Raw genomic sequence first — 22,029 nt, 5'->3', positions numbered from 1 at the left:
CAGCGCGGCGGGTGAGGGGAATCGCGCGCGGCGTCCCGAGGTCGCGCCGTCGACGGTGACGCGCTCGAGGCTCGTGCTTCGTCATCGCCGGCGATTCGCCCGGCGTCGTCGTCGACAGGCTCGCGTACACCGGCAACAGCGAGCCCGTCGAGATCAGCGGCGACGCCGTGGTGCTGCTGTGCGACAGCACGTTCGCACAACGTCGCGCTCGACGGCGCCGACCAGCCGGGCGCGTTGTGGGTGCACGGCGCGGGTGCGATCGTCGGCATCGACCGCTCCACGTTCGAGCGCAACCGCGACACGGCCGACGCCGGCAGCGCGGTGGGCTATCGCGGCAGTCAGGCGCAGACGATCCTGCGCCTGCAATGCGGCGCTGGCTCACAGTCCCGCTCCGCGCGCGCGGCTAGGATCGCCGCACGATCGAACCGGGGAGGCGACGCGATGCGGGCAATCACGCAGGGAAGGGGCGTGCACGTCGTGCTGGCGCTGCTGGCGATGTTCGCCGGCGTGCGCGAGGCGCGCGCGTTCGACACGCTGTTCCGCAATGGCTTCGAGCATCCGCTCAATTACGATTCGCCGCTCGGCGCGAACCTCGACGGCGTGGTCGACTATTCGACCAGCTACAACTTCGTCGACGCGATGAAGCAGTCGCGCGCCTGGATCACCCAGGACACCACCGGCAGCGGCGTGTTCGACACCGGCGAGGAAGACTGCCTCGACCTCGATGCCAACGGCTACCTGCGCACGCTCGCGCCGGTGGCGAGCCGACCGGGATGCGCGGGTACGTCGTACAACGCGGTCGCGACCCTGTTCTTCTTCGGCGACTTTCCGGGCCACTATCCGAGTGGCCGCTACGTCGTCACCTACCAGGGTCACGGAACGATCAGCTACTTCTTCGCCGCGCATCGCAACGCGGCGCTGTCGACGCCTGGACGGGACGTGCTCGACGTCGACGCGGGATCGGGCGGCTGGATGATGCGCTTCGATGCGATCGACGCGGCGGACCCGCCGCGCGACATCCACGTCTGGATGCCCGGCTACGACGAGCACTCGGGTCCGTCGCAGCTGTTCCATCCGGATTTCCTGTCGCTGGTCCGACGCAACAAGGTGCTGCGCTTCATGGACTGGATGCAGACCAACAATTCCGCGCAGCAGGATTTCGTCGACCGCCCGATGCTCGACGACGTGCGCTGGACCGAGCACGGCGTGCCGCTCGAGATGATGGTCGAGCTCGCCAATCGCACCGACGCGCAGCCGTGGTTCAACGTGCCGCACCGCGCCACGGACGACTACATCACGCAGTTCGCCCTCCGCGTGAAGGCGCTGTTGCGACGCGACCTGCGCGTCTACGTCGAGTACTCCAACGAGGTGTGGAACGGCCAGTTCGGCCAGGGCGCGTACGTCGAGGCGATGGGCACGGCCGAGTATGGCAACGTCGGCTCCGGCTTCGATCGGCGTCTCAACTGGCACGGCGAACGCACCGCGCAGATGTGCGACCTGTGGAAGGCCGCGTGGGGCGGCGAAGCCTCGCGCGTGACCTGCGTGCTCGGCGCCCAGGCCGCGAACGCGTACACGCAGACGCAGTCGGCCGACTGCCCGCTGTGGAGCGGGGGTGCGCCGTGCAGCGCGCACGGCATCGATGCCGTGGCGATCGCGCCGTACTTCGGTGGCTACCTCGACGGCCCGGATACCGCGGCGACCGTGCAGGGCTGGACGACGACGACATTGTTCGCCGAGCTCACGAACGGGGGCCAGGTCGCGGGCGGCCCTCCCGGAGGTGCGCTGGCCGACGTGCGTGGCTGGATCGATGCGCACCACGGCGCCGCCGTCGCGCGCAGCCTGCGTCTGGTGAGCTACGAAGGCGGCCAGCATCTCGTCGGCATCCTCGGCGTCGAAAACAACGACGCGATCACCGCGTTGTTCACGTCGGCCAATCGCGACGCGCGCATGGGCGCCGCGTACGCGCAGCACCTCGTCGACTGGCGCGAGCACGGCGGCGAGTTGTTCATGAACTTCACGGCGTCGAGCGGTTACGGCAAGTTCGGCAGCTGGGGTGCGGTCGAATACCTCGATGCGCAGGACACGCCCAAGCAGCAGGCGCTGCTCGGCTTCATCGATGCGAATCCGTGCTGGTGGAGCGGCTGCACGCAATGATGCGAAACCGGGCGCGGGACCACGGACGGGTACGCCGGGCGGGCTGAAGGGCGGATCCCTGCCGCGCGTTCCGTCGCGCAGGGACGTCGTTCGTGCCGTCGCCACCGTCGCTCGTCGCACGCGGGTTCGTGCGCGAGCAAGGCGTCGCTAGGCTGCGCGTATCTCATCGAGGATGCTCGCATGCCGCCGTTAGTCGCCACCGCCGATACGCTCGAACCCGCCGAAGCCGTTGCGATGCCGCAAGCGCCAGCACGGGCGGGTGGCAGGGCCCTGCGCGGCGTCGCCGCGGCCTGGTGGGTGGTTGCAGTCGCGGGCCAGCTGCTGTTCGCGTTCTACATCGTGATGTTCTATGCGCGCAGCGCGCTCGCCGGCCGGCCGGAAGCGTGGAATGCGGTGGTCAAGGGCGCCTACGCGCCCGGCGACACGGTCGGCAACCTCGTGTTCGCGTCGCACCTCGTGTTCGCCCTCGCGGTCGTCGCGGGCGGCGCGCTGCAGCTCGTGCCGCGCATCCGCAGCCGGTGGCCTGCGGTGCATCGCTGGAACGGTCGCGTGTTCGCGACGGCGGGCGTCATCGCCGCACTCGGCGGCCTGTTCATGGTGTGGAGCCGTCCGAAGCCGGAGCAGTTCGTGCAGCACCTCGGCATCAGCCTCGACGCCGTGCTCATCCTCGCCTTCGCGTTCCTCGCCGTACGCGCCGCGCGCGCGCGGCGCTACGACGCGCATCGGCGCTGGGCGCTGCGCCTGTTCCTCGCGGTCGGCGGCGTCTGGTTCTTCCGCATCGGCCTGATGGCATGGATCGTCGCGAACCAGGGGCCGGCCGGCTTCGATCCGAAGACGTTCTCCGGACCGTTCCTGTCCTTCCTCGCGTTCGCGCAGTACCTCGTGCCGCTCGCGTTGCTCGAGCTTTACATCCGCGCGCAGCGCGGCAGCGCGCGCGTGCAGCTCGCGATGGCGTTCGGACTCGGCGCGGCGACGCTCGTGATGGCCGGCGGCATCGCGGCCGCGGGCGCGATCCTCTGGCTGCCGCGCATCTGATGCGCCGGCCGCGGCCGGCGCGGTGCCGCCGCCACGCGCGGGCCGGCTGCACTATGCTCGCGCCATGACCGCGACCGCGCCCATCGACGAGCCGCCTGCGCCGATCTTCGGCTGGCGGCGCGTGCGCGTCGTGCTGATCGCCGCCGCCGTGGTCAGCCTGCCGCTCGCGCCGGGGTGGCAGGTCTCGTACGCGATCCTCTACGGTCGCGTGTTCTTCATCGCGCTCGCGCTGTTGTGCGTGTTCGGCGTGTTCGAGCGCTGGCCGCCGCGCCTGCCGCGCTGGTTCGCGCGCTGGGCGCTGCAGGTGATCGCGGTCGCGCTCGCGGTGCCGTTCGTCGTCGCGATCGCGTACTGGCTGACCACGCTCGGCCTCGATCAGCCCTGGTACAAGGACAAGGATCGCCTCGGCGGCTACTCGGCGATGACGATGCTCGCCCTGCTCACCGCGCCGTGGATCGCGGTCGCCGCGCTGCTGCGGCAGATCAAGGAGGTCGCGCAGAAGCAGGCGCTCGCGTTCGAGCTCGAGCGCAGCGAGTACGAACGCCGCGCGCTCGACGCGCGCCTGCGCCTGCTGCAGGCGCAGGTCGAACCGCATTTCCTGTTCAACACGCTCGCCAACGTGCGCGAACTCGTCGATCGCGGCTCGCCGCAGGCATCGGGCGTGCTCGGCAGCCTGATCGCCTACCTGCGCGCCGCGGTGCCGCGCCTGCACGAACCGTCGACGACGCTCGGCCAGGAGATCGAACTCGTGCGCGCCTATCTCGAGGTCATGCACATGCGCATGCCGGACCGGCTGCAGTTCGCGCTCGATGTCGACCCGCTCGCGCGCGGGCTCGTGCTGCCGCCGATGAGCGTGCTCACGCTGGTCGAGAACGCGGTGCGCCACGGCATCGATCCGAGCGAAGAGGGCGGGCGCATCGACATCGAGGTGCGCCGTCGCGCCGATCGCTGCCTCGTGCGCGTGCGCGACACCGGCGTCGGCTTCGGCACTGGCGGCGACGGCCTCGGTACCGGGCTCGAAACCTTGCGCGAGCGGCTGCAGCTCGTGTTCGGCGAAGCGGCGCGCCTGCGCCTCGACGGCGTCGTGCCGCACGGCGTCGAAGCCGAGCTCGACCTGCCCGCGCGCGAGGCCGGCGTATGAACGGCCGCCCGACCGCGCTGATCGCCGAAGACGAACCGCTGCTGCGCGACGCACTCGCGCGCCAGCTCGCGCAGGCGTGGCCGGAACTCGAGATCGTCGCGCTCGCGCGCAACGGGCGCGAGGCGATCCGCCTGTTCGACGCGCGCCTGCCCGACGTCTGCTTCCTCGACGTGCACATGCCGGGGATCTCCGGCATCGAAGCCGCGCGCCACATCGGCCGCCGTGCGCACCTCGTGTTCGTGACCGCGTACGACCAGTACGCGGTGCAGGCATTCGCGCAGGGCGTGCTCGACTACCTCGTCAAGCCGGTCGAGATGGAGCGCCTCGCCGAGACCGTCGCACGCGTGCGCGAGCGCCTGCGCGCGGCACAGCCCGCGATCGATACGGAAGCCTTGCTGCAGCAGCTCGCCGCGCAGTTGCAGCGCGGCGCCGCGCCGGCACCGCTGCGCTGGATACGCGCGCAGGTCGGGCAGACCTTGCGGCTCATCGCGATCGACGACATCGACTACCTGCGTTCGGACACGAAGTACACGCTCGTCGCCTGGCGCGGCGACGACGGCCAGCCCGGCGAGGCGCTCGTGCGCACGCCGCTGAAGGAACTGCTCGCGCAGCTCGACCCAGCGCAGTTCGCCCAGGTGCATCGTTCCGTCGTCGTCAACCTGCGCGCGGTCAGCCACGTCACGCGCGGCGACAACGAGACCGCCGACGTGCACCTGCGCGGGCGCAAGGACGTGCTGCCGGTCAGCCGCAGCTACCTGCACCTGTTCCGCCAGATGTAGCAGGTCACATGTGGGAGCGGCGGAAGCCGCGATGCTTCTTCCTGGCCGGAACGAAGGGCATCGCGCCTTCCGGCGCTGCCACACATGCGCGCGGCGGTGCTCGAACGGAAGGCCCGCGCACGTGGGAGGTGGAAGCCCGCGATCGGGGCCGACGAACAACCGTCCGTGTCGTCGTTCGTCGCCTCCGCCTCGTGGTCCGTCACGTGCCTCCTTGTGGCGAGCGCGACCGCACCGGGCCCTGCAGCGGTCACGGTCGTGCAGGGGACGCATGAAAGCCATCCACATCATCGCCGGGCTGCTCGCGCTCCTCGCGGGCGCGGTCGCGCTGTACGCGACGAAGGGCGCGCCGCTGCATCGGCGCAGCGGCTGGGTGTTCGCGGTCGCGATGGCGACGATGACGACGACCGCGGCGGTGATCGCGCAGTTCTTCTCGCCGAACCGCGTCAACGTCGTCGCCGCGGTGCTCACGTTCTACCTCGTCGCGACCGGCGTGCTGGCCGTGCGCCGCACGGTGCCGCAGATGCGCGCACTCGCGACCGCGTTCATGCTCGTCGCGGTCGCGATCGGTGCGCACGCGCTCGCGCTCGGCGTCGAAGCCGTGTCGTCGACGGCGCATCGCGTCGACGGCATTCCCGCGCCGCCGTTGTTCATGTTCGGCAGCGTCGCGCTGCTCGCCGCGTTCGGCGACCTGCGCATGCTCCGCGCGGGCCGCATCGAAGGCGCTCGCCGGCTCGCGCGCCATCTCTGGCGCATGAGCTACGCGATGTGGATCGCCACGACCTCGGCCTTCCTCGGCCAGGCGAAGTTCATCCCCGAGCCGTTGCGCAAGCTGCCGCTGCTCGTCGCGCCGGTGCTGCTCGTGCTCGTCGTGATGGTCTATTGGCTCGTGAAGGTGCATCGCCGCCCGCGTGTCGCGGCGACCGTGCGCTGATCCGTCGTCATCGCACGCTGGCGCGTCTCGTCGCTGCGACGGCGGCGACGAGCATGAGCGTGAATCCGCTGGCGACCTCGAACAGGATCGTCGCGTTCGTCGCCAGCGTGTGCTCGGAACAGAGCGCGAGCGTGTAGTGAGCGAGTCCGTCGAGGCCGAGTGCACCGTACGCGCTCACGACCGCGAGGCCGAGCGCGTGCAGGCCGAGCCGCACGAGGCCGAGCCCGGCCACGCCGACGCCGGTGACCGCGAGCCAGGCGAAGTAAACCTTCTCGCGCGTGAGCCAGGCGGGCATGTTCGGGTAGATCGAAATGTACTCGGCGTTGTGCGCGAAGTGGGCGAGGCTCGCGACGAAGTAGACCGCGACGAGCACGACGAGCGCCCTCGACAGCGCGCTTCGCGTGCGTGCACTCCCGGCACGGACACCCATGACGCGTGCTGCTGGTGGTGGCATGACGGACATCTTCAGCTCAGGGTGAGCCGAGAGCTGAGGGCCGCAGCGGCGGCGCACAAGGGCCGGAACCGTATCGCGGACGCAGCGACGCAACGTCACGCCGCGATGAATCGCAGCGCCGAGCCGGCGAGGAACAGGCCGACGCCGAACACCGCATGCGTAACCAGGCTGCGCATGCGCGCGGCTCTCGGATCCGGCGTGCGCCACGCGGCGATGCCCGCGCCCATGCCGGGCTGCATGAGCAGGAACGGCGCGGCGACGCTGCCGATGCCGACCGCGAGCGCGGGCAGCACGGTCGGATCGCGCACCCAGCCCGGACCCGCGAGCACGAGCAGCAGGCCCGCGAACGCGATGCCGGTCGCGTAGTGCACCACCCAGCCGAGCGCGCGCTCCGCGCGAACCGCAGGGGTCTTTGCGATCGCTGCATGACGGAAGCGGCCGCGGCCCATGTGCGCGATCCAGCGCCCGACCAGCGCGTAGTCGGGCAGCGGCGTGCCGGACAGGCGCCGTCGCACGAGCGCGAACAGGTCCATGAACGCGGTCGCGGCGAAGCCGATCGGGACCGCGTGGACGAGGTACGCGACGACGGCGTTCATCGCGATCCTCCCGCGCCCGCCGCGGTGGTCGATCGCGCGACGATGCGCCAGCACGCGGCGTCGAAACGCACGTCGTCGCCATGCACGAACGGCGCGAACGCCTCGTGCGCGGCCGATACGATGCGTGCGCGCGTCGACGCGTCGACGTCCGCCAGCATGCGCCCGAGCGGTCCGAGCCGGGTGAAATAGCGCTCGAGCGATGCGGCCGGGAAGCGCATCGGCACATCGAGCGCGTCGATCGCCACGTCTGCCCAGCCGGCCCCGGCGAGGATGCGCGCGACGCGGTCGCGCTCGGCGAACGCGAACTGCCCCGGCGCGTGCGGATCGGCGACGGGCATCCGCGGCAGCCAGGGGCGTGCAGCGCGTTCGGCGGTCGTTATGAACGGGTTTTCGGCCGGGCTGCGCCAGACGTAGCCGCACAACGAAGCGTCGTGCGTCGCGGCGCGACGCAGGTTCGAGAATGCGGCGACCGGGTCGTCGAAGAACATGAGGCCGAAGCGCGACACGAGCAGGTCGTACGCGCCGGCGTCGAACGCGTGGCGTTGCGCGTCCGCGCAGACGAAGTCGGCGTTCGTGCCGGCATCCGCGCGAGCGCGCGCGGCGGTGATCAGCGGCTGCGAGATGTCGACGCCGGTGCCGCGGCCTCCGGCGGGCAGCGCGCGCGCGATCGCGAGCGTCGTCGCGCCGCTGCCGCAGCCGACATCGAGCACGCGGCGCGCGGATCGGCGGCGCGCGTCGTCGACGAGTCGGCGCTCGATCGGTTCGAACAGTGCGTCGAGCAGCGCCTGGGCGTCGACCCAGGCCTGTCCGGCACTGCCGTTCCACAGCGTGGCCTGGTCGATCGGTTCGGGGCGTTCGGGATGCATGGTCGGTCTCCGGTGCTTGCTTGCGCGAAGCGGTGAGCGCAAGGTACGACTTCAAGTCGACTTGAGGTCAAGCCCCATGCGCGAGCTGGACATCGGCGAGGTGTCGCGACGCTCGGGCGTGTCGGCGTCGGCGCTGCGTTACTACGAGGAGATCGGCCTGATCCGCCCGATCGGCCGGCGCGGCCTGCGCCGCCAGTACGACGAGGCCGTGCTCGAGCGGCTCGCGCTCGTCGCGCTCGGGCGCGCGGCGGGGTTTTCGCTCGAGGAGATCGCCTCGATCTTCGCGCAAGGGCGTCCGCGCATCGATCGCGCACGCCTGGCCGCGCGCGCCGACGAACTCGATGCCACGATCCGCACGCTCGCGGCGATGCGCGACGGCCTGCGCCACGCCGCTGCCTGCCGCGCGCCGAGCCATCTCGAATGCCCGACTTTCCGTCGCCTCATGCGGGCGGCCGTGGCGGGTGCATTCGAGCCGGTGATGGCGGCGCCGTCGCGTGCGGCGCCGAAACGTTCACGCGCTCGCAAGCGCGCCTAGTCCGGCGGCCAAGGGCGGTGCGCCGCAGCGCACGCCTCGACCGCCATGGCGCGTCAGGGTACGACCTGGTCGATCACGAGCGCGATCGGTTCCTTGCGCTGCACGTCCGTCGGCGGCGACAGTGCCTGCAGGTCGCCGCTTTGCGGCATCGCGTTGCCGGACTTCGACACGCGCGCACCGATGACGACCTGCGGGAACATCGAGAGCCTGAGGTTCGGCAGCATGCCGTTGCCCTCGTCGAGCGTGACCGTGAGCGGCAGCTGCGACGCCTTCAGGCGCTGGATCGCGAGCGGCATCGGCGGACCGCTAGCCGCGCGCGCGAACACGAACAGCGTCGCGGCGGGATCGAGGCGGTCGACCAGCTTCGGATCGAGTGCGACCTGGACGGTGAGCCTGGGCGCATTCGCCGTGGCCGTGCCGGAATCCGTGGCGGCAGCGGATGCGGCCGCGCCCGTGCCGTTGGTCGACGGCAGCGGCGCCGGCGCTTCCTTGCCGTCACGCCGCGCTTCGGCGAGCGCGATCTGTTCGCGCACGCTGTCGGCGACCGGGCCGGGGCCGAGCAACGGCAGCAGGTGGTTCCAGCGCGCGATGGCGGCATCGTAGCGGTCGGCCTGGAATTCGCTGATGCCTACCAGCCAGAGCGCGCGCTGGTTGTCCGGATCGGCCGCGAGCACGCCGTCGAGCAGGCTGCGCGCCTCGCCTTCGATGCGATGGCCGGGCGCGACGACCGCGAGCGCCTGCGCGTATTCGACGGTGATGCCGGTGTTGTCCTTGGCAAGCGCGTGGGCGCGGCGATAGGCATCGAGCGATTCCTGTGCGCGCCCGGTCGCCTGGTACGCGCGCGCGAGCAGGGCCCAACCCTCGACGTCGTCGGGTTGCTCCGCCAGGCGCGCAGCCAGCGCGGCGATCGCCTGGTCCATGTCGGCGGCGCGCTGGCCGTCGTTCGTGGCGAGGTTGGCCGGGTCGAGCGCCTGCGGCGTGCCGACGAGGCGATAGAGCAGCAGCGCGGACGCCGGCAGCAGCAGCGCGACCAGCAACAGCGCGGCGAAGGCGGCGCGCGACGGCCGCGCCGGGGCCTGCGCCGTCGAGGCGAGCGCGGCGCGCTTGCGCGCATGCTCGCCGGCGTCGATGACGCCGGCGGCGAGCGCCTCGTCGAGCGCGCGACGCTGGCGTTCCCCGAGTCCGCCGTCCGCGCCTGCACGCCGATGGCGCAGCAGCGGCACGAGCACGAAGGCGAGCGCGACGGCGATCATCGACGCCGCGCACAACACGAAGATCGCCATCACCAGTCGTCCTCGACGTCGCTCGACGCGCGCAGCGCCGGGGGTTGCACGGCGGCCGCGGCACGCGCACGGCGCCGTACGCTGAGCGCGACCGCGGTCGCGCCCGCGCCGAGCACGAGCAGCGGCCCGAACCACAGCAGGAACGTGCTGCCGCGCAGCGGCGGGTCGTACAGCACGAAATCGCTGTAGCGCGCGGTCAGCCACGCCTTGATCTCGTCGTCGCTCTTGCCTGCGCGCATCTGCTCGAACACGTCGCGACGCAGGTCGGCCGCGAGTGGCGCGCTCGAATCGTTGAGGCTTTCGTTCTGGCAGACGAGGCAGCGCAGCTGCTTGGTCAGGTTCTGGAAGCGCACCTCCTCGGCGCGATCCTTGAACGGTAGCGGGTCGATCGCGGCGTTTGCGGCCGAGGCGGCCAATGCCAGCGCGAGCGCGAGCAGCAGGCGCGTCATTTCGTCTCCTGCTGGAGCTTGGCGATGCGCGGCAGCAGCTCGGTCGCGATCACCTGCGGCGTGATCGGGCTGATGTACTTGTAGCGCACGATACCGTCCGCATCGACGAGGAACGTTTCGGGCGCGCCGGTCACGCCGAAGTCGATCGCGACGTCGCCGGGCAGGTCGGCGACGACGTCGTCGTAGGGGTTGCCGTATTGCGCGAGCCAGCGCTTCGCGTCCTCGGCCGGGTCCTTGTAGTTGAAGCCGACCAGGCGGATGCCGAGGCGCTTGCCTTCGCGCATGAGGATCGGGTGCTCGTCGCGGCAGGCGACGCACCAGCTCGCGAACACGTTGAGGAGGTACGGCTTGCCGGCGAGGTCCTTGCTGCCGAGCGACTTCGAGGGATCGTCGAGCAGCGGCAGCGAGAATGCCGGCGCGGGCTTGCCGATCAGCGGCGAGGGCACCTCGCGCAGGTCGTGCGTGCCACTCCACCAGACCCCGAAGCCGAGCAGTGCGAGCACGAGCAGGAAGCCCGCGAAGGGGAGCAGGCGCGTGGTCATGCGGGGGAGCCGGGAGAGGGGAGTGGGGAATGGGGAATGGGAGAATCCGGTTCGATGCGATCGCGCGCGCTCCCGGCTTCGCCGATTTTCGGGTCGCGCCCTGAAGCCCGCAGGCGTCGGTCGCTGGCGGCGAGCAGGCCGCCGAACATCATGAACAGCGCGCCCAGCCAGATCCAGCGCACGAACGGCTTGACGTAGACGCGCACCGCCCAGGCGCCGTCGTCGCCGACCGGTTCGCCGAGCGCGACGTAGATGTCGCGGAACAGGCCCGGGTCGATCGCCGATTCGGTCTGCGGCTGCTGGTTGCGCGCATAGATGCGTTTCTGCGGATGCAGGGTCGCGACGACCTTGTCGCCCTCGAGCACGCTGATCGTGCCCTGCTGGGCGCGGAAGTTCGGCCCCTGCGCGTCCTTCACGCCGTCGAAGCGGAACGCGAGCGCGCCGATCGTGACGCTCTGGTCCGGTGCGAGGCGCACGTCCTTCTCGACACTGGTCGCTTCCACCACAAGCACGCCGGCGAGGAACAGCGCGACGCCGAAATGCGCGCAGATCATGCCGAGCATCTCGGGCGTGTAGCGGCGCCCGCGCGGCGCGGTGCGCCAGCGGTGCAGCGCGTACAGCACGATGCCGAGGCCGACCCAGAGCGACGCGGCGACGCCCCAGTACGCGCGACCCCAGGCGGAGACATCGCCGCCGCGCAGCCACGCGGCGAGGAGCAGGGCGACGGGCAGCACGTAGAGCGACGGACGCAGGCGCGCGAACGCCGCCTTGAAGTCGCCGCTGCGCCACTTCACGAACGGCCCGAACGGCAGCAGCAGCACCACTGGCAGCATCAGCAGCACGAACATGAAGCCGAAGTAGGGCGGGCCGACCGAGATGCGGCCGAGGTCGAACGCGTCGCCGATCATCGGGAACAGCGTGCCGAGCAGCACCATCGCCGCGGCGACCGTGAACATGAGGTTGTTGACGAGCAGCAGGGTCTCGCGCGACGCCGCCGCGAACGGTTCGCCGCCGGCGACCTTCGGCGCGCGCAGCGCGTACAGCAGCAGCGAACCGCCGATCACGATCGCGAGGAACGAGAGGATGAACAGGCCGCGCTTCGGGTCCGCCGCGAACGAGTGCACGCTCGTCAGCACGCCCGAACGCACGAGGAAGGTGCCGAGCAGCGACAGCGAAAACGCGAAGATCGCGAGCAGCAGCGTCCATGCGCGGAACGAGCCGCGTTTCTCGGTCACGGCCTGCGAGTGGATGAGCGCGGTGCCGACCAGCCACGGCATGAACGAGGAGTTCTCGACCGGGTCCCAGAACCACCAGCCACCCCAGCCGAGCTCGTAGTACGCCCACCAGCTGCCGAGCGCGATGCCGAGGGTGAGGAACGACCACGCGACGTTCGTCCACGGTCGCGCCCAGCGCACCCAGGCGACGTCGAGGTTGCCGCCGAGCAGCGCCGCGATCGCGAACGCGAAGGCGACCGAGAAACCGACGAAACCCATGTAGAGCATCGGCGGATGCACGATCATGCCCGGATCCTGCAGCACCGGGTTGAGGTCGTTGCCGTCGGCCGGCACCGGCAGCGCGCGCAGGAACGGATTCGACGTCAGCACCATGAACAGCAGGAAGCCGAAGCTGACGAAGCCGAGCACGCCGAGCACGCGCGCGATGAAGTCGTCGGGCAGGCGCCGGCTGAACGCGGCGACAGCGACGGTCCAGAGGTTCAGCACCAGCACCCACAGCAGCATCGAGCCCTCGTGCGCGCCCCAGACTGCGGTGCAGCGGTAGTACCACGGCAGCAGCGAGTTCGAATTCTGCGCGACGTAGGCGACCGAGAAGTCCTGCGTGACGAACGCGTACGTGAGGATCGTGAACGCGAGCACGACGAACACGGCCTGGCCGGCGACCGCGGGCCGCGCGACCGCGATCAGCGCACGGTTACGAAGCTGTGCGCCGAGGATCGGCAGCACGCACTGCGCCGCCGAGAGCAGCAGGGCGAGGATCAGGGCGAATTGGCCGAGTTCGGGGATCATGCGGGCGACGAGGCGGCGAAACCGCAAGCTTACGCGACTTGCGCAGGGGACTGAACCGCGCCGGGCGCGGCATGAGGGCGCAGAGCGGCCCCGCGCGGGGGATTGTCCGTGTTTCCTCCGCGCGAACCTGCCGTTACCATGCCCGCCGCCTCAGGAGGCCCCGCATGCTCGCGTATTCCCACCGTCGCCGCGCGCATGGCGCGTGCATCTTCGTTCTCGCCGCATCCGCGGCGGTGCTTGCTCCCTGCGCGTCCGCGCACGATTTCTGCGTCGCCGACGCCGCCGGCCTGCAGCAGGCGCTCGCCGCGGTCTCCGACGGCGGCGCCTTCGTCGACGAGGACAGCACGATCCGCGTCGTCGCCGGCAGCTATGCGACCGGCGCCGCCACCGGCGATGCGCCGTTCACCTCGGTCGCGATGAGGACCACGCACGCATTGGCGATCGAAGGCGGCTACGACACCGGCTGCACCCAGCGGGCGTTCCCTGCCGCGGCGACCGTGCTCGACGGCCAGGAAGCGACCGGCGTGATGGTCCTCGGCCGCCCGAACGGCGCGCTGGCGGTGAGCCACCTCACGTTCACGCGCGGCAACGCCGACGTCGGCGTGGGATTGCAGGTCAACTACGATCTCTCACCGGCGCGACCCGTGAGCATCGACCACGTCATCGTGCGCGACAACCACGCGAGCGGGATGTCGGCCGGCGGCCTGTACGCAGTCGGTAGCGCGCCCGCAGCGAACGCAGTCGCGGTGCTGCTCGACGCGAGCCTGATCAGCGGCAACAGTGGCCGCTCCGGCGGCGGCGCCTATGTCATGGCGAACCAGGGCGTCGCGGCCGTGACCTTCACGACGATCGTCGGCAACAGCAGCACGGTGAATGGCGACGGCCTGCTGTGCGCGCACGGTCCCGGCAGCACTTGCTACCTGCGTGGCGTGGTCGCCTGGGGCAACGACACGTCGAGTGTCCACTTCATCTCCTACCGCGACAACATCGGTGTCTGCAACGACATCGACCTGCGCACGGGCTACCCGTTCTACGGCGAAGCCGACAACCGTTCGGTGGACCCCGGCTTCGTCGGCCCGGCCAACGGCGACTACCACCTGCGCGGCGATTCGCCGCTGTTGCGGGCCTGCCCATGGCCGGCCTACGGCGCGACGGATCTCGATGACCGCCCGTATCCGTCGTCGGGCCTCGCCGACCCCAGCTTCGGCGCCTACGGCGACACCGTGTTCGCCGACGGGTCCGAACCATGAGTCGCGCCACCATGACCTGCGACGTGCACGCATCGCCATGCCGGAGCTGCCGCATGCCCGCCCTTCCATCGCAACGCCCGTCCGTCCGTTTCGCCGCCGGCCTGCTCGTGCTGTGCGGGCTGCTCGCAAGCGTCGCGGCACAGGCGCGCGGTTTCTGCGTGGCCACCGCGGCCGAGCTGCAGCATGCGCTCGATCTCGCCTCCGACGGCGGCCCCTACGTCGACGAAAACGTGACGATCCAGATCGTCTCGGGCACGTACCTCACGCCGGGACAGGCGTTCACCTCCAAGGCACTCGAGACGACGAGCGGGCTGACGATCGAAGGCGGCTTCGCTCCCGGCTGCCCGGGCGTGGCGCGCGACGCGAGCACGACCGTGCTCGACGGACAAGGCGTGAACGGCGTGCTCATCCTGCGTCGCCCGCATGCCTGGACGACGGTGCGCCACCTGACCCTGCAGAACGGCAACAGCGACGTCGGCGCCGGCCTGCAGGTGAACTACGACGTCACGCCGACCGAGCGCGTCGCGGTCAACCACGTCATCGTGCGCGGCAACCACGCCAGCGGCGCGGGCGGCGGGATGTACCTGCGCGGCGCCGCACCGGCGGGCTTCCTCGGCGTCGACGTGCGCTGGGCGCTCGTCGTCGACAACGCCGCCGGCGACGACGGCGGGGCGATCAATGCATTGGCCACGTCGGGCGGCGCGAGGGTGGAGCGTTCGACGATCATCGGCAATTCCGCCGCTGGCAGTACCGTCGGCGGCGTCACATGCGGCTGCCCGCAGGCCTGCCTCATCAAGGCCGTGTACGCCTGGGGCAACAGCACGAGCAGCCTGCACCTGTTCGTGCCTTCCTCCGTCGCCTGCGTCGACGCCGACGTGCGCACCGGCGTGGCGCCCTATTACGAAAGCAGCAACCTTTCGGCCGAGCCGATTTTCGTCGACGCTGCCGGCGGTGACTACCGCGTGCGCACGGATTCGCCGGGCTTTCGCGCCTGCCTGGACCTGGTGCCTCAGGATGTCGACCTCGACGATGGCATCTACCAGACGCCCGGCACGTCGAGCCACATCCTGACCACGTTCGGCGCCTACGGCGACGTGCCGTTCGCCGACGCCTTCGACGGCTGAACGGCGCGGCGCCGGCGCATCGCGCGATGCGCTGCCGGCGGGTGGCCTAGTCGCGCAGGTCGACCACCGCGCACGGCGCGACGAGGCGGTCGATCACGGCCGCGGTCATCTCCGCGGTCGTCGCCGCGCGGTACGGCGACAGGTCGGCGGTGAACACGCCGGCATCGAGCGCATCCGACGCCGCGCGCTCGACGCGCACGGCCTCTTCCTCGAGCCCGAGCGAGTGGCGCAGCAGCAGTGCCGCGCTGAGGATCGCGCCGACCGGATTGGCAATGCCGCGCCCCGCGATATCGGGCGCCGAGCCGTGGATCGGTTCGTACAACCCCGCGCGGCCTTCGCCGAGGGAGGCCGACGGCAGCAGCCCCATCGAGCCAGCGAGCATCGACGCCTCGTCGGTGAGGATGTCGCCAAACATGTTCTCCGTGACGACGACGTCGAATGCACGCGGCTTGGCGAGCAGGTGCATCGCCATCGAATCGACGAGCTGGTGCTCGAGCACGACGTCGGGGAATTCCTCGCGCGCGACGCGCGTGGCGACGTCGCGCCAGAGGCGCGAGGTCTCGAGCACGTTCGCCTTGTCGACCGAAGTCACGTGCCGGCGCCGCGAGCGCGCGAGCGTGCACGCGCGCCGCACCACGCGCTCGATCTCGGCGACGCTGTACGCGCACAGGTCGCTCGCGCCGTCGCCGTCGCGCGTCTTGTCGCCGAAATAGATCCCGCCGGTGAGTTCGCGCACGACCACGAGGTCGACGCCGGCGAGCAGGTGCGGCTTGATCGGCGCCGCGCCGAGCGTCGCCGCATGGGGCTGCACCGGGCGCAGGTTCGCGTACAGGCCGAGGCCCTTGCGCAGCGTGAGCAGGCCCTGTTCCGGGCGCACCTTCGCGTTCGGGTCGGACCACTTCGGGCCGCCGACCGCGCCGAGCAGCACCGCGTCCGCCGCGCGGCATGCGGCGAGCGTGGTTGCCGGCAGCGGCTCGCCGCAGGCATCGATCGCGGTGCCGCCGATCGCATGTTCGTGCAGGTCGAAGCGATGGCCGTGCACGCGCGCGATTTCACGCAACACGGCGACCGCCGCGGCGGTGACCTCGGGGCCGATGCCGTCCCCGGGCAGTACGACGATGTCAGCATGCATGGGCGGGTTCCTCGTGGACGGGAAGGCGGGATTCCCAGGCGCTGATCGCGGCGTCCTGGCGCAGCAGGTAGCCGAGCGTGTCGACGCCCTCGAGCAGGCAGGTGTGCGCGAACGCGTCGAGCGGGAACGTGAACGCACGGCCGTCGGGCAGGGTGAGCGTGCGGGCGGCGATGTCGACGACGAGCTCGATGCCGGGGCGGGCGAGCAGTTCGTCGACGATCGCCTCGTCGAGCACGATCGGCAGCAGCCCGTTCTTCAGCGCATTGCTGCGGAAGATGTCGGCGATCTCGCTGCTCACGACCGCGCGCAGGCCGAGGTCGAGGAGCGCCCACGGCGCGTGCTCGCGCGACGAACCGCAACCGAAGTTGCGGCCGGCGACGAGGATCGCCGCGCCCGCATTGGCCGGGTCGGCGAACGGAAAATCCGGGTTCGGCGTGCCGTCCGCGCGCGTGCGCCAGTCGGCGAATGCGTGCCGGCCGAGGCCGCGTCGTTCGGTGGTGGTGAGAAAGCGTGCGGGAATGATCTGGTCGGTGTCGATGTTGCGCTGGGGCAGCACGACGGTTGTCGAGGCGAAGCGGTGGTTCATGTCGAAGCGTCCCGTTGTTGGCAGCCGTCATGCCCGCGAACGCGGGAACCCGATCCGGACCCGGAACAGCACCACGGATGTGCGCTTTCGCGGGCATGCGTCCGGTTCATGCTGCCTCCGTCGACAGGAATGCGCGCGGATCGGTGATCTCGCCGGTGACCGCGCACACCGCCGCGGTCAGCGGCGAAGCAAGCACGGTGCGCGCGCCCTTGCCCTGGCGGCCCTCGAAGTTGCGATTGCTCGTCGATACCGCGAGCTGTCCGGCGCCGACGACGTCACCGTTCATCGCGATGCACATCGAGCAACCTGGTTCGCGCCATTCCGCGCCCGCTGCGCGCACGATGCGATCGATGCCTTCGTCCTCGGCCGCGCGCTTGACGCGTTCGGAGCCCGGCACGACGAGCATGCGCACGCGCGGATGCACGCGGCGGCCCTGCAGCACGCGCGCGACTTCGCGCAGGTCGCCGATGCGCGCGTTGGTGCAGCTGCCGACGAAGACGACGTCGACCGTGCGCCCGGCGACCGCGGCGCCTTCGCTCCAGCCCATGTAGTCGCGCGCCTTGGCCGCGTCGGCATCGCGGGCCGGCGGGATGCGCGCGTCGATCGCCGCGACCTGGCCCGGATGCGTGCCCCAGCTCACGCTCGGGCGCACGTCGCGCGCGTCGATGCGCACCTCGGCGTCGTGGCGGGCGCCGGGGTCGCCGGCGAACGACCGCCAGTACGCGACCGCGCGCGCGAACGCCTCGCCCCGGGGTGCGCGTGGTGTCTTCGCGAGGTAGTCGAAGGTGACGTCGTCGGGCGCGATCAGGCCCGCGCGTGCGCCGGCTTCGATCGACATGTTGCAGATCGTCATGCGCTGTTCCATCGACAGCGCGCGGATCGTGCTGCCGCGGTACTCGATCACATGGCCGGTGCCGCCGTCGACGCCGATCACGCCGATCACGTGCAGGATGAGGTCCTTCGCGCCGACGCCGGGTGCGAGCGCGCCGTCGATGGTGATCGCGAGCGACCTGGGTTTGCGCTGCAGCAGGCATTGCGTCGCGAGCACGTGGGCGACCTCGCTGGTGCCGATGCCGAACGCGAGCGCACCGAACGCCCCATGCGTGGCGGTGTGGCTGTCGCCGCAGACGATCGTCATGCCCGGGCGGGTGAGCCCGAGCTCGGGCCCGACGACGTGCACGATGCCGCGTTCGCCGCCGTCGAAGTCGAACAGCTCGATGCCGTGCCGCGCGGCGTTGCGGCGCAACGCCTCGACTTGTGCCCGCGCATCGGCGCTCGCGTACGGCACCCGTCCGTCGGCATCGGCGGGCAGGGTCGGCGTCGAATGGTCGAGCGTCGCCTTCGTGCGTCCGGGCCGACGCACGCCGAGGCCGCGCGCATCGAGTTCGGCGAATGCCTGCGGCGAAGTCACCTCGTGCACGAGATGGAGATCCACGTAGAGCGTCGCGGGTGCCGCGTCGGTTTCCGGGACGACGACGTGCGCATCCCACAGTTTGTCGAACAGGGTTCTCGGTTGCATGGTCTTGGCCGATGGGAGGGAAGGGTCAGGCGACCGCAGCTACGCGTTGCGGCGCGCGCCGCGCGACGCGGTTGGCGACGTCGAGCCAGGCGAGCGCGCTCGCCTCGATGATGTCGGTGCTCGTGCCGGTGCCCGTCATCTCGACGCCGTCGCTGCGCGCGACGACGTTCGCCGTGCCCTGCGCATCGTCGCCGGTGGTCAGGCTCGACACGCTGTAGCTGTCCACGTCGAGCGCGACGCCGGTCGCGCGCGCGAGCGCGGCGAACAGCGCGTGCACCGGCCCGTCGCCGACCGCCGCTTCGCTGATCGACGTGCCATCGGGGGCGAGCAGCTCGACGCTCGCGGTCGGCAGGCTGCCGTCGCCGACGCCGGTGCTGACGTGCGCACGCGCGAGGCGGTGGCCGCGCGGGCGCTGCCGGTCGGCGTCGAGCGCGAGCGCCTCGATGTCCGCGTCGAACACTTCGCGCTTCTTCTCGGCGAGCGCCTTGAACGCGGCGAACACGGCATCGAGACGCGCCTCGTCGAGCACGTGGCCGAGCGTGCGCAGGCGATCGGCGAGCGCGGCGCGGCCGCTGTGGCGGCCGAGCACGATCTGCGACGCGGCCCAGCCGACGTCTTCCGGATGCATGATTTCGTAGGTGCCGCGGTGGCGCAGCATGCCGTGCTGGTGGATGCCCGACTCGTGCGCGAACGCATTGCGGCCGACGATGGCCTTGTTGCGCTGCACGGCCATGCCGGTCAGCCGCGACAGCAGGCGGGAGGCGGGCACGAGGCGGCGCGTGTCGATGCGCGTGTCCGCGCCGAACCAGGCGTTGCGCACCTTGAGTGCCATCACGAGTTCCTCCAGCGCGCAGTTGCCGGCGCGCTCGCCGATGCCGTTGATCGTGCATTCGACCTGGCGCGCGCCGCCTTCGATCGCGGCGAGCGAGTTCGCCACCGCCATGCCGAGGTCGTCGTGGCAGTGCGCGCTGAACACGACGTCGCGCGCGCCGGGCACGTTCGCGATGAGTCGCTCGAACAGCGCGCGCATCTCCCCCGGCGTCGTGTAGCCGAGCGTGTCGGGCACGTTGATCGTGGTCGCGCCGCTGGCGATCGCGACGCCGATGACCTCGGCGAGGAAGTCCTCCTCGGTGCGCGTGCCGTCCTCGGTCGAGAACTCGACGTCGTCGCAGCCACTGCGTGCTAGCGCGACCATGCGCGCGGTCGCGTCGAGCACGGCGGCCTTGTCCATGCGCAGCTTGTGCTCGCGATGCAAGGGGCTGGTGGAGATGAACACGTGCAGGCGCGGTTTCGCCGCGTGTTCGATCGCGCGCATCGACGCCTCGATGTCGGCGGGCAGGCAGCGCGACAGGACGCACAGGGTCGTCTCGCGCAGCTCGCGGGCGATCAGCGCGGTCGCCTCGCGGTCGGCCTGCGAGCTCGCGGGGAATCCCGTCTCGATGACGTCGACGCCGAGCTCGGCGAGCGCGCGCGCCATCACGAGCTTCTGCTGCGGCATCATGCTGCAGCCGGGCGACTGTTCACCGTCGCGCAGGGTCGTGTCGAAGATGCGTACGTGGGGCTCCGATGGCGCGTTCATGCGGTGAGTTCCTCGGGCAGGGGACGAAGGGGTGCGCGCGACGGCGCGGGTGCCGCGCGCGGTGTGTGGTCGCCGGTTTCGTCGTGGCGCCGACGGCGCGGACGCCGTGGCGGGCGCGGGCGCTCTTCGGCGAGCAGGCGCGCGAGCACGCCGGCGTCGACGTTGCCGCCGGAGACGATCGCGCACTTGCGCCGGCCGGCGACGCGGCGGCCGGCCGCGAGCGCGAGCGCGCCGGCGCCCTCGGCGATCACGTGTTCTTCCAGCGCGAGGCGCACGAGCGTCTCGCGCAGTTCCGCCTCGCGCACGATGACGATGTCGTCGAGCAGGTTGGCGAGCACGCGCCGCGTCAGCCGGCCCGCTTCCTTCACGCGCACGCCATCGGCGAGCGTCGGGAGGGGATCGCGGGCCTCTTCGCCGCGCAGCGCGCGCGCCATCGCGTCGACGCCTTCGACCTGGGCGCCGACCACGCGCAGGCGGCGCGTGCCGCGCAGTGATTTCAGGGCGAGTGCAATGCCCGCGGCGAGCCCGCCGCCGCCGATCGGCACGATCACGACGTCGGGCACGAGCGCGGCCAGTTCGAGGCCGACCGTGCCCTGGCCGGCGATCACGTCGGCGTCGTCGAACGCCGGCAGCAGGCGCCAGTCGTGCTGCGCCGCGAGCGCGGCCGCGAACGCCTTCGTCTCGTCGTAGCCGTCGCCGTGCAGGCGCACCGTCGCGCCCCAGTGCGCCACGCCCGCGACCTTGGTCGCGGGCGCGCAGCGTGGCATCACGGTGATTGCACGCGCGCCGAGCCGATGCGCCGCCCAGGCGAGGCCCTGCGCGTGGTTGCCGGCCGATGCGGCGATCGTCGCGCGCCGGTCGCCGCGTTCGCGCGCGGCGAGCAGCGCGTTGAGCGCGCCGCGTACCTTGTACGAGCCGGTGCGCTGCAGGTTCTCGAGCTTGAGCCAGCAGCCGAAGCGCTCGGCGTGGTGCAGCGGCGTCGGCGCCAGGTGCGCGCGCAGGCGCGCCTGCGCGACGAGCACGTCGGCGAAGCCGGGCACGCGTACGTCGGGTTCGATCGCGGCCATGGTCAGGCTGTCGCGAGCCATGCCGCCGGCATGGATTCGAGGCCGCGCACGAGGCGTGCGTAGAGCGCGGCGATTTCGCGCGTGACCGGTCCGACACCGTATTCGCGTTCTTCCAGCGCCGCAATCGGCGTGACTTCGGCTGCGGTGCCACAGACGAACACCTCGTCGGCGTCGCGCAGTTCGGCGAGGCTCATCGGTCGGCATTCGGCGCCGCAGGTCGCGACCAGCGTGTCGCGCGTGATGCCGGGCAACGCGTCGGCGTGCTCGACAGCGACGATGCGATCGCCGCTGACGGCGAACACGTTCGCGCCGGTGCACTCCACGACGAAACCGTCGTCGTCGACGAACAGCGCCTCGTCGCAACCGCGCGCCTTCGCCTCGCGCTTGGCGAGGATCGAGTTGACGTAGCCGCCACAGAGCTTGAGCGGGGGCAGGGCGCGCGCCGGGTTGCGCCGCCACCGCGACACGCCGAGGCGCGTGCGCGCGCCGCCGAGGTGCACCGGCGTCGGCGTCGTCGCGACCATGAAGTGTTGCGCATGGCCGGCGACGTCGAGGCCGAAGCTGCCCGCGCCCACCCAGGCGAGCGGCCGCACATAGGCATCACGGTGGCCGTTCGCGCGCAGCGTCCGCACCACCGCCTCGGCCGCCACGTCCGGATCGAACGCGATGCCGAGCAGGGTTGCGCCCTTGCGCATGCGCTCGAGGTGGTCGGCGAGGCGGAACACCGCCGCGCCGTCGCGTGTCGCGTAGGCGCGGATCCCTTCGAACACGCCGCTGCCGTAGTGCAGCGCATGGGTGGTCACGCCGACGCGCGGCCCGTCGGCATCGACGAGTTCGCCGTCGAACCATACGCGTGCGATCGCGGGTGAAGCCGCTTCCACGGGAGCCGCGCGGCTTCGTGGGGGCCGCCTCGATGCACCCCCTTCGCCCTCGAGCGGCAGCGTCGAGCCTCGTGGCGCTAAACCAGGGACGATCATGTCGGC

General features: G+C 71.3%; 21 protein-coding genes. 8 read left to right on the top strand and 13 right to left on the bottom strand.

Annotated features, from left to right (window positions below; genetic code table 11):
• The first annotated feature begins 468 nt into the window (after positions 1-468).
• The 5 genes from EV148_RS12545 (at position 469) to EV148_RS12525 (ending at position 6,040) form a co-directional block, all read left to right on the top strand.
• Positions 469-2,154 carry a cellulose-binding protein gene (locus EV148_RS12545; protein WP_131998725.1) on the top strand — a complete coding sequence of 562 codons (1,686 nt, stop codon included), beginning with the start codon at positions 469-471 and terminating at the stop codon, positions 2,152-2,154.
• 180 nt (positions 2,155-2,334) lie between these two features.
• Complete coding sequence (locus EV148_RS12540) at positions 2,335-3,189, top strand: DUF2306 domain-containing protein (protein ID WP_241988078.1); 855 nt, start codon at positions 2,335-2,337, stop codon at positions 3,187-3,189.
• Between the two features lie 64 nt (positions 3,190-3,253).
• On the top strand, positions 3,254-4,330 hold the full coding sequence (locus EV148_RS12535) for a sensor histidine kinase (protein ID WP_131998723.1): 1,077 nt from the start codon (positions 3,254-3,256) through the stop codon (positions 4,328-4,330).
• Entirely contained in the window at positions 4,327-5,109 is a 783-nt protein-coding gene (locus EV148_RS12530; RefSeq protein ID WP_131998721.1) for a LytR/AlgR family response regulator transcription factor, read from the top strand. The genes EV148_RS12535 and EV148_RS12530 overlap by 4 nt, the downstream gene beginning before the upstream one ends.
• A 268-nt stretch (positions 5,110-5,377) precedes the next feature.
• Positions 5,378-6,040, top strand: coding sequence for a hypothetical protein (locus EV148_RS12525; protein ID WP_131998719.1), 663 nt, complete (start codon positions 5,378-5,380; stop codon positions 6,038-6,040).
• A gap of 7 nt (positions 6,041-6,047) precedes the next feature.
• On the opposite strand, the gene EV148_RS12520 is transcribed toward EV148_RS12525, so the two are convergent.
• From EV148_RS12520 to EV148_RS12510, 3 genes are all read right to left on the bottom strand, one after another.
• On the bottom strand, positions 6,048-6,470 hold the full coding sequence (locus EV148_RS12520) for a hypothetical protein (RefSeq protein ID WP_131998717.1): 423 nt from the start codon (positions 6,468-6,470) through the stop codon (positions 6,048-6,050).
• Positions 6,471-6,589: 119 nt separating this feature from the next.
• Entirely contained in the window at positions 6,590-7,090 is a 501-nt protein-coding gene (locus tag EV148_RS12515) for a DUF2938 domain-containing protein (protein ID WP_131998715.1), read from the bottom strand.
• Positions 7,087-7,956, bottom strand: a complete 870-nt coding sequence (locus EV148_RS12510) for a class I SAM-dependent methyltransferase (protein ID WP_131998713.1) — start codon at positions 7,954-7,956, stop codon at positions 7,087-7,089. The genes EV148_RS12515 and EV148_RS12510 overlap by 4 nt, the downstream gene beginning before the upstream one ends.
• A 76-nt stretch (positions 7,957-8,032) precedes the next feature.
• Here EV148_RS12510 and EV148_RS12505 point away from each other — a divergent pair, with 76 nt between their 5' ends.
• Positions 8,033-8,491: a helix-turn-helix domain-containing protein gene (locus tag EV148_RS12505; protein WP_131998711.1), complete on the top strand. Its 459-nt coding sequence runs from the start codon at positions 8,033-8,035 to the stop codon at positions 8,489-8,491.
• A gap of 53 nt (positions 8,492-8,544) precedes the next feature.
• Here EV148_RS12505 and ccmI read toward each other — a convergent pair whose 3' ends face one another.
• The 4 genes from ccmI to EV148_RS12485 are packed head-to-tail and all read right to left on the bottom strand — an operon-like array spanning position 8,545 to position 12,789.
• Positions 8,545-9,774 carry a c-type cytochrome biogenesis protein CcmI gene (gene ccmI, locus EV148_RS12500; RefSeq protein ID WP_206750691.1) on the bottom strand — a complete coding sequence of 410 codons (1,230 nt, stop codon included), beginning with the start codon at positions 9,772-9,774 and terminating at the stop codon, positions 8,545-8,547.
• Positions 9,774-10,223 carry a cytochrome c-type biogenesis protein gene (locus EV148_RS12495; protein ID WP_131998707.1) on the bottom strand — a complete coding sequence of 150 codons (450 nt, stop codon included), beginning with the start codon at positions 10,221-10,223 and terminating at the stop codon, positions 9,774-9,776. Before EV148_RS12495 ends, ccmI begins: the two co-directional genes overlap by 1 nt.
• Positions 10,220-10,765, bottom strand: a complete 546-nt coding sequence (locus EV148_RS12490) for a DsbE family thiol:disulfide interchange protein (RefSeq protein ID WP_131998705.1) — start codon at positions 10,763-10,765, stop codon at positions 10,220-10,222. Before EV148_RS12490 ends, EV148_RS12495 begins: the two co-directional genes overlap by 4 nt.
• Positions 10,762-12,789 (bottom strand): heme lyase CcmF/NrfE family subunit, encoded by a 2,028-nt coding sequence (locus EV148_RS12485; protein ID WP_131998703.1) that lies wholly within the window; start codon positions 12,787-12,789, stop codon positions 10,762-10,764. The genes EV148_RS12490 and EV148_RS12485 overlap by 4 nt, the downstream gene beginning before the upstream one ends.
• A gap of 164 nt (positions 12,790-12,953) precedes the next feature.
• Between EV148_RS12485 and EV148_RS12480 the strand changes: the two genes are divergently transcribed.
• Positions 12,954-14,039, top strand: a complete 1,086-nt coding sequence (locus EV148_RS12480) for a hypothetical protein (protein WP_131998701.1) — start codon at positions 12,954-12,956, stop codon at positions 14,037-14,039.
• Positions 14,040-14,092: 53 nt separating this feature from the next.
• A complete protein-coding gene (locus tag EV148_RS12475) occupies positions 14,093-15,163 on the top strand; it encodes a right-handed parallel beta-helix repeat-containing protein (RefSeq protein WP_131998699.1) in 1,071 nt (356 codons plus the stop codon).
• Between the two features lie 46 nt (positions 15,164-15,209).
• Here the strand turns inward: EV148_RS12475 and leuB are convergent, their stop codons facing one another.
• The 6 genes from leuB to EV148_RS12445 all read right to left on the bottom strand — a co-directional run bounded on the left by leuB (position 15,210) and on the right by EV148_RS12445 (position 21,927).
• A complete protein-coding gene (gene leuB, locus EV148_RS12470) occupies positions 15,210-16,295 on the bottom strand; it encodes a 3-isopropylmalate dehydrogenase (protein WP_131998697.1) in 1,086 nt (361 codons plus the stop codon).
• Entirely contained in the window at positions 16,285-16,881 is a 597-nt protein-coding gene (gene leuD, locus EV148_RS12465) for a 3-isopropylmalate dehydratase small subunit (RefSeq protein ID WP_131998695.1), read from the bottom strand. Before leuD ends, leuB begins: the two co-directional genes overlap by 11 nt.
• Before the next feature lie 106 nt (positions 16,882-16,987).
• Positions 16,988-18,400, bottom strand: a complete 1,413-nt coding sequence (gene leuC, locus EV148_RS12460; protein ID WP_131998693.1) for a 3-isopropylmalate dehydratase large subunit — start codon at positions 18,398-18,400, stop codon at positions 16,988-16,990.
• Between the two features lie 25 nt (positions 18,401-18,425).
• Positions 18,426-19,979, bottom strand: coding sequence for a 2-isopropylmalate synthase (locus tag EV148_RS12455; RefSeq protein WP_131998691.1), 1,554 nt, complete (start codon positions 19,977-19,979; stop codon positions 18,426-18,428).
• Positions 19,976-21,067, bottom strand: a complete 1,092-nt coding sequence (locus EV148_RS12450; RefSeq protein ID WP_425479861.1) for a threonine dehydratase — start codon at positions 21,065-21,067, stop codon at positions 19,976-19,978. The genes EV148_RS12455 and EV148_RS12450 overlap by 4 nt, the downstream gene beginning before the upstream one ends.
• On the bottom strand, positions 21,049-21,927 hold the full coding sequence (locus EV148_RS12445; protein ID WP_158287455.1) for an aminotransferase class IV: 879 nt from the start codon (positions 21,925-21,927) through the stop codon (positions 21,049-21,051). The genes EV148_RS12450 and EV148_RS12445 overlap by 19 nt, the downstream gene beginning before the upstream one ends.
• Positions 21,928-22,029 lie beyond the last annotated feature (102 nt).

The organism is Dokdonella fugitiva (assembly GCF_004342425.1).
GTDB lineage: Bacteria > Pseudomonadota > Gammaproteobacteria > Xanthomonadales > Rhodanobacteraceae > Dokdonella_A > Dokdonella_A fugitiva.
The sequence above is the reverse complement of the archived record's forward strand: the minus strand, read 5'-3'. Positions and strand labels throughout refer to the sequence as shown.

Excerpts from the sequence above, each read along its gene's own strand:
- EV148_RS12540 (WP_241988078.1), top strand. The coding sequence starts at position 2,335 with ATGCCGCCGTTAGTCGCCACCGCCGATACGCTCGAACCCGCCGAAGCC.
- EV148_RS12535 (WP_131998723.1), top strand. The coding sequence starts at position 3,254 with ATGACCGCGACCGCGCCCATCGACGAGCCGCCTGCGCCGATCTTCGGC.
- EV148_RS12530 (WP_131998721.1), top strand. The coding sequence starts at position 4,327 with ATGAACGGCCGCCCGACCGCGCTGATCGCCGAAGACGAACCGCTGCTG.
- EV148_RS12525 (WP_131998719.1), top strand. The coding sequence starts at position 5,378 with ATGAAAGCCATCCACATCATCGCCGGGCTGCTCGCGCTCCTCGCGGGC.
- EV148_RS12520 (WP_131998717.1), bottom strand. The coding sequence starts at position 6,470 with ATGGGTGTCCGTGCCGGGAGTGCACGCACGCGAAGCGCGCTGTCGAGG.
- EV148_RS12515 (WP_131998715.1), bottom strand. The coding sequence starts at position 7,090 with ATGAACGCCGTCGTCGCGTACCTCGTCCACGCGGTCCCGATCGGCTTC.
- EV148_RS12510 (WP_131998713.1), bottom strand. The coding sequence starts at position 7,956 with ATGCATCCCGAACGCCCCGAACCGATCGACCAGGCCACGCTGTGGAAC.
- EV148_RS12505 (WP_131998711.1), top strand. The coding sequence starts at position 8,033 with ATGCGCGAGCTGGACATCGGCGAGGTGTCGCGACGCTCGGGCGTGTCG.
- ccmI (WP_206750691.1), bottom strand. The coding sequence starts at position 9,774 with ATGGCGATCTTCGTGTTGTGCGCGGCGTCGATGATCGCCGTCGCGCTC.
- EV148_RS12495 (WP_131998707.1), bottom strand. The coding sequence starts at position 10,223 with ATGACGCGCCTGCTGCTCGCGCTCGCGCTGGCATTGGCCGCCTCGGCC.
- EV148_RS12490 (WP_131998705.1), bottom strand. The coding sequence starts at position 10,765 with ATGACCACGCGCCTGCTCCCCTTCGCGGGCTTCCTGCTCGTGCTCGCA.
- EV148_RS12485 (WP_131998703.1), bottom strand. The coding sequence starts at position 12,789 with ATGATCCCCGAACTCGGCCAATTCGCCCTGATCCTCGCCCTGCTGCTC.
- EV148_RS12480 (WP_131998701.1), top strand. The coding sequence starts at position 12,954 with ATGCTCGCGTATTCCCACCGTCGCCGCGCGCATGGCGCGTGCATCTTC.
- EV148_RS12475 (WP_131998699.1), top strand. The coding sequence starts at position 14,093 with ATGCCCGCCCTTCCATCGCAACGCCCGTCCGTCCGTTTCGCCGCCGGC.
- leuB (WP_131998697.1), bottom strand. The coding sequence starts at position 16,295 with ATGCATGCTGACATCGTCGTACTGCCCGGGGACGGCATCGGCCCCGAG.
- leuD (WP_131998695.1), bottom strand. The coding sequence starts at position 16,881 with ATGAACCACCGCTTCGCCTCGACAACCGTCGTGCTGCCCCAGCGCAAC.
- leuC (WP_131998693.1), bottom strand. The coding sequence starts at position 18,400 with ATGCAACCGAGAACCCTGTTCGACAAACTGTGGGATGCGCACGTCGTC.
- EV148_RS12455 (WP_131998691.1), bottom strand. The coding sequence starts at position 19,979 with ATGAACGCGCCATCGGAGCCCCACGTACGCATCTTCGACACGACCCTG.
- EV148_RS12450 (WP_425479861.1), bottom strand. The coding sequence starts at position 21,067 with ATGGCTCGCGACAGCCTGACCATGGCCGCGATCGAACCCGACGTACGC.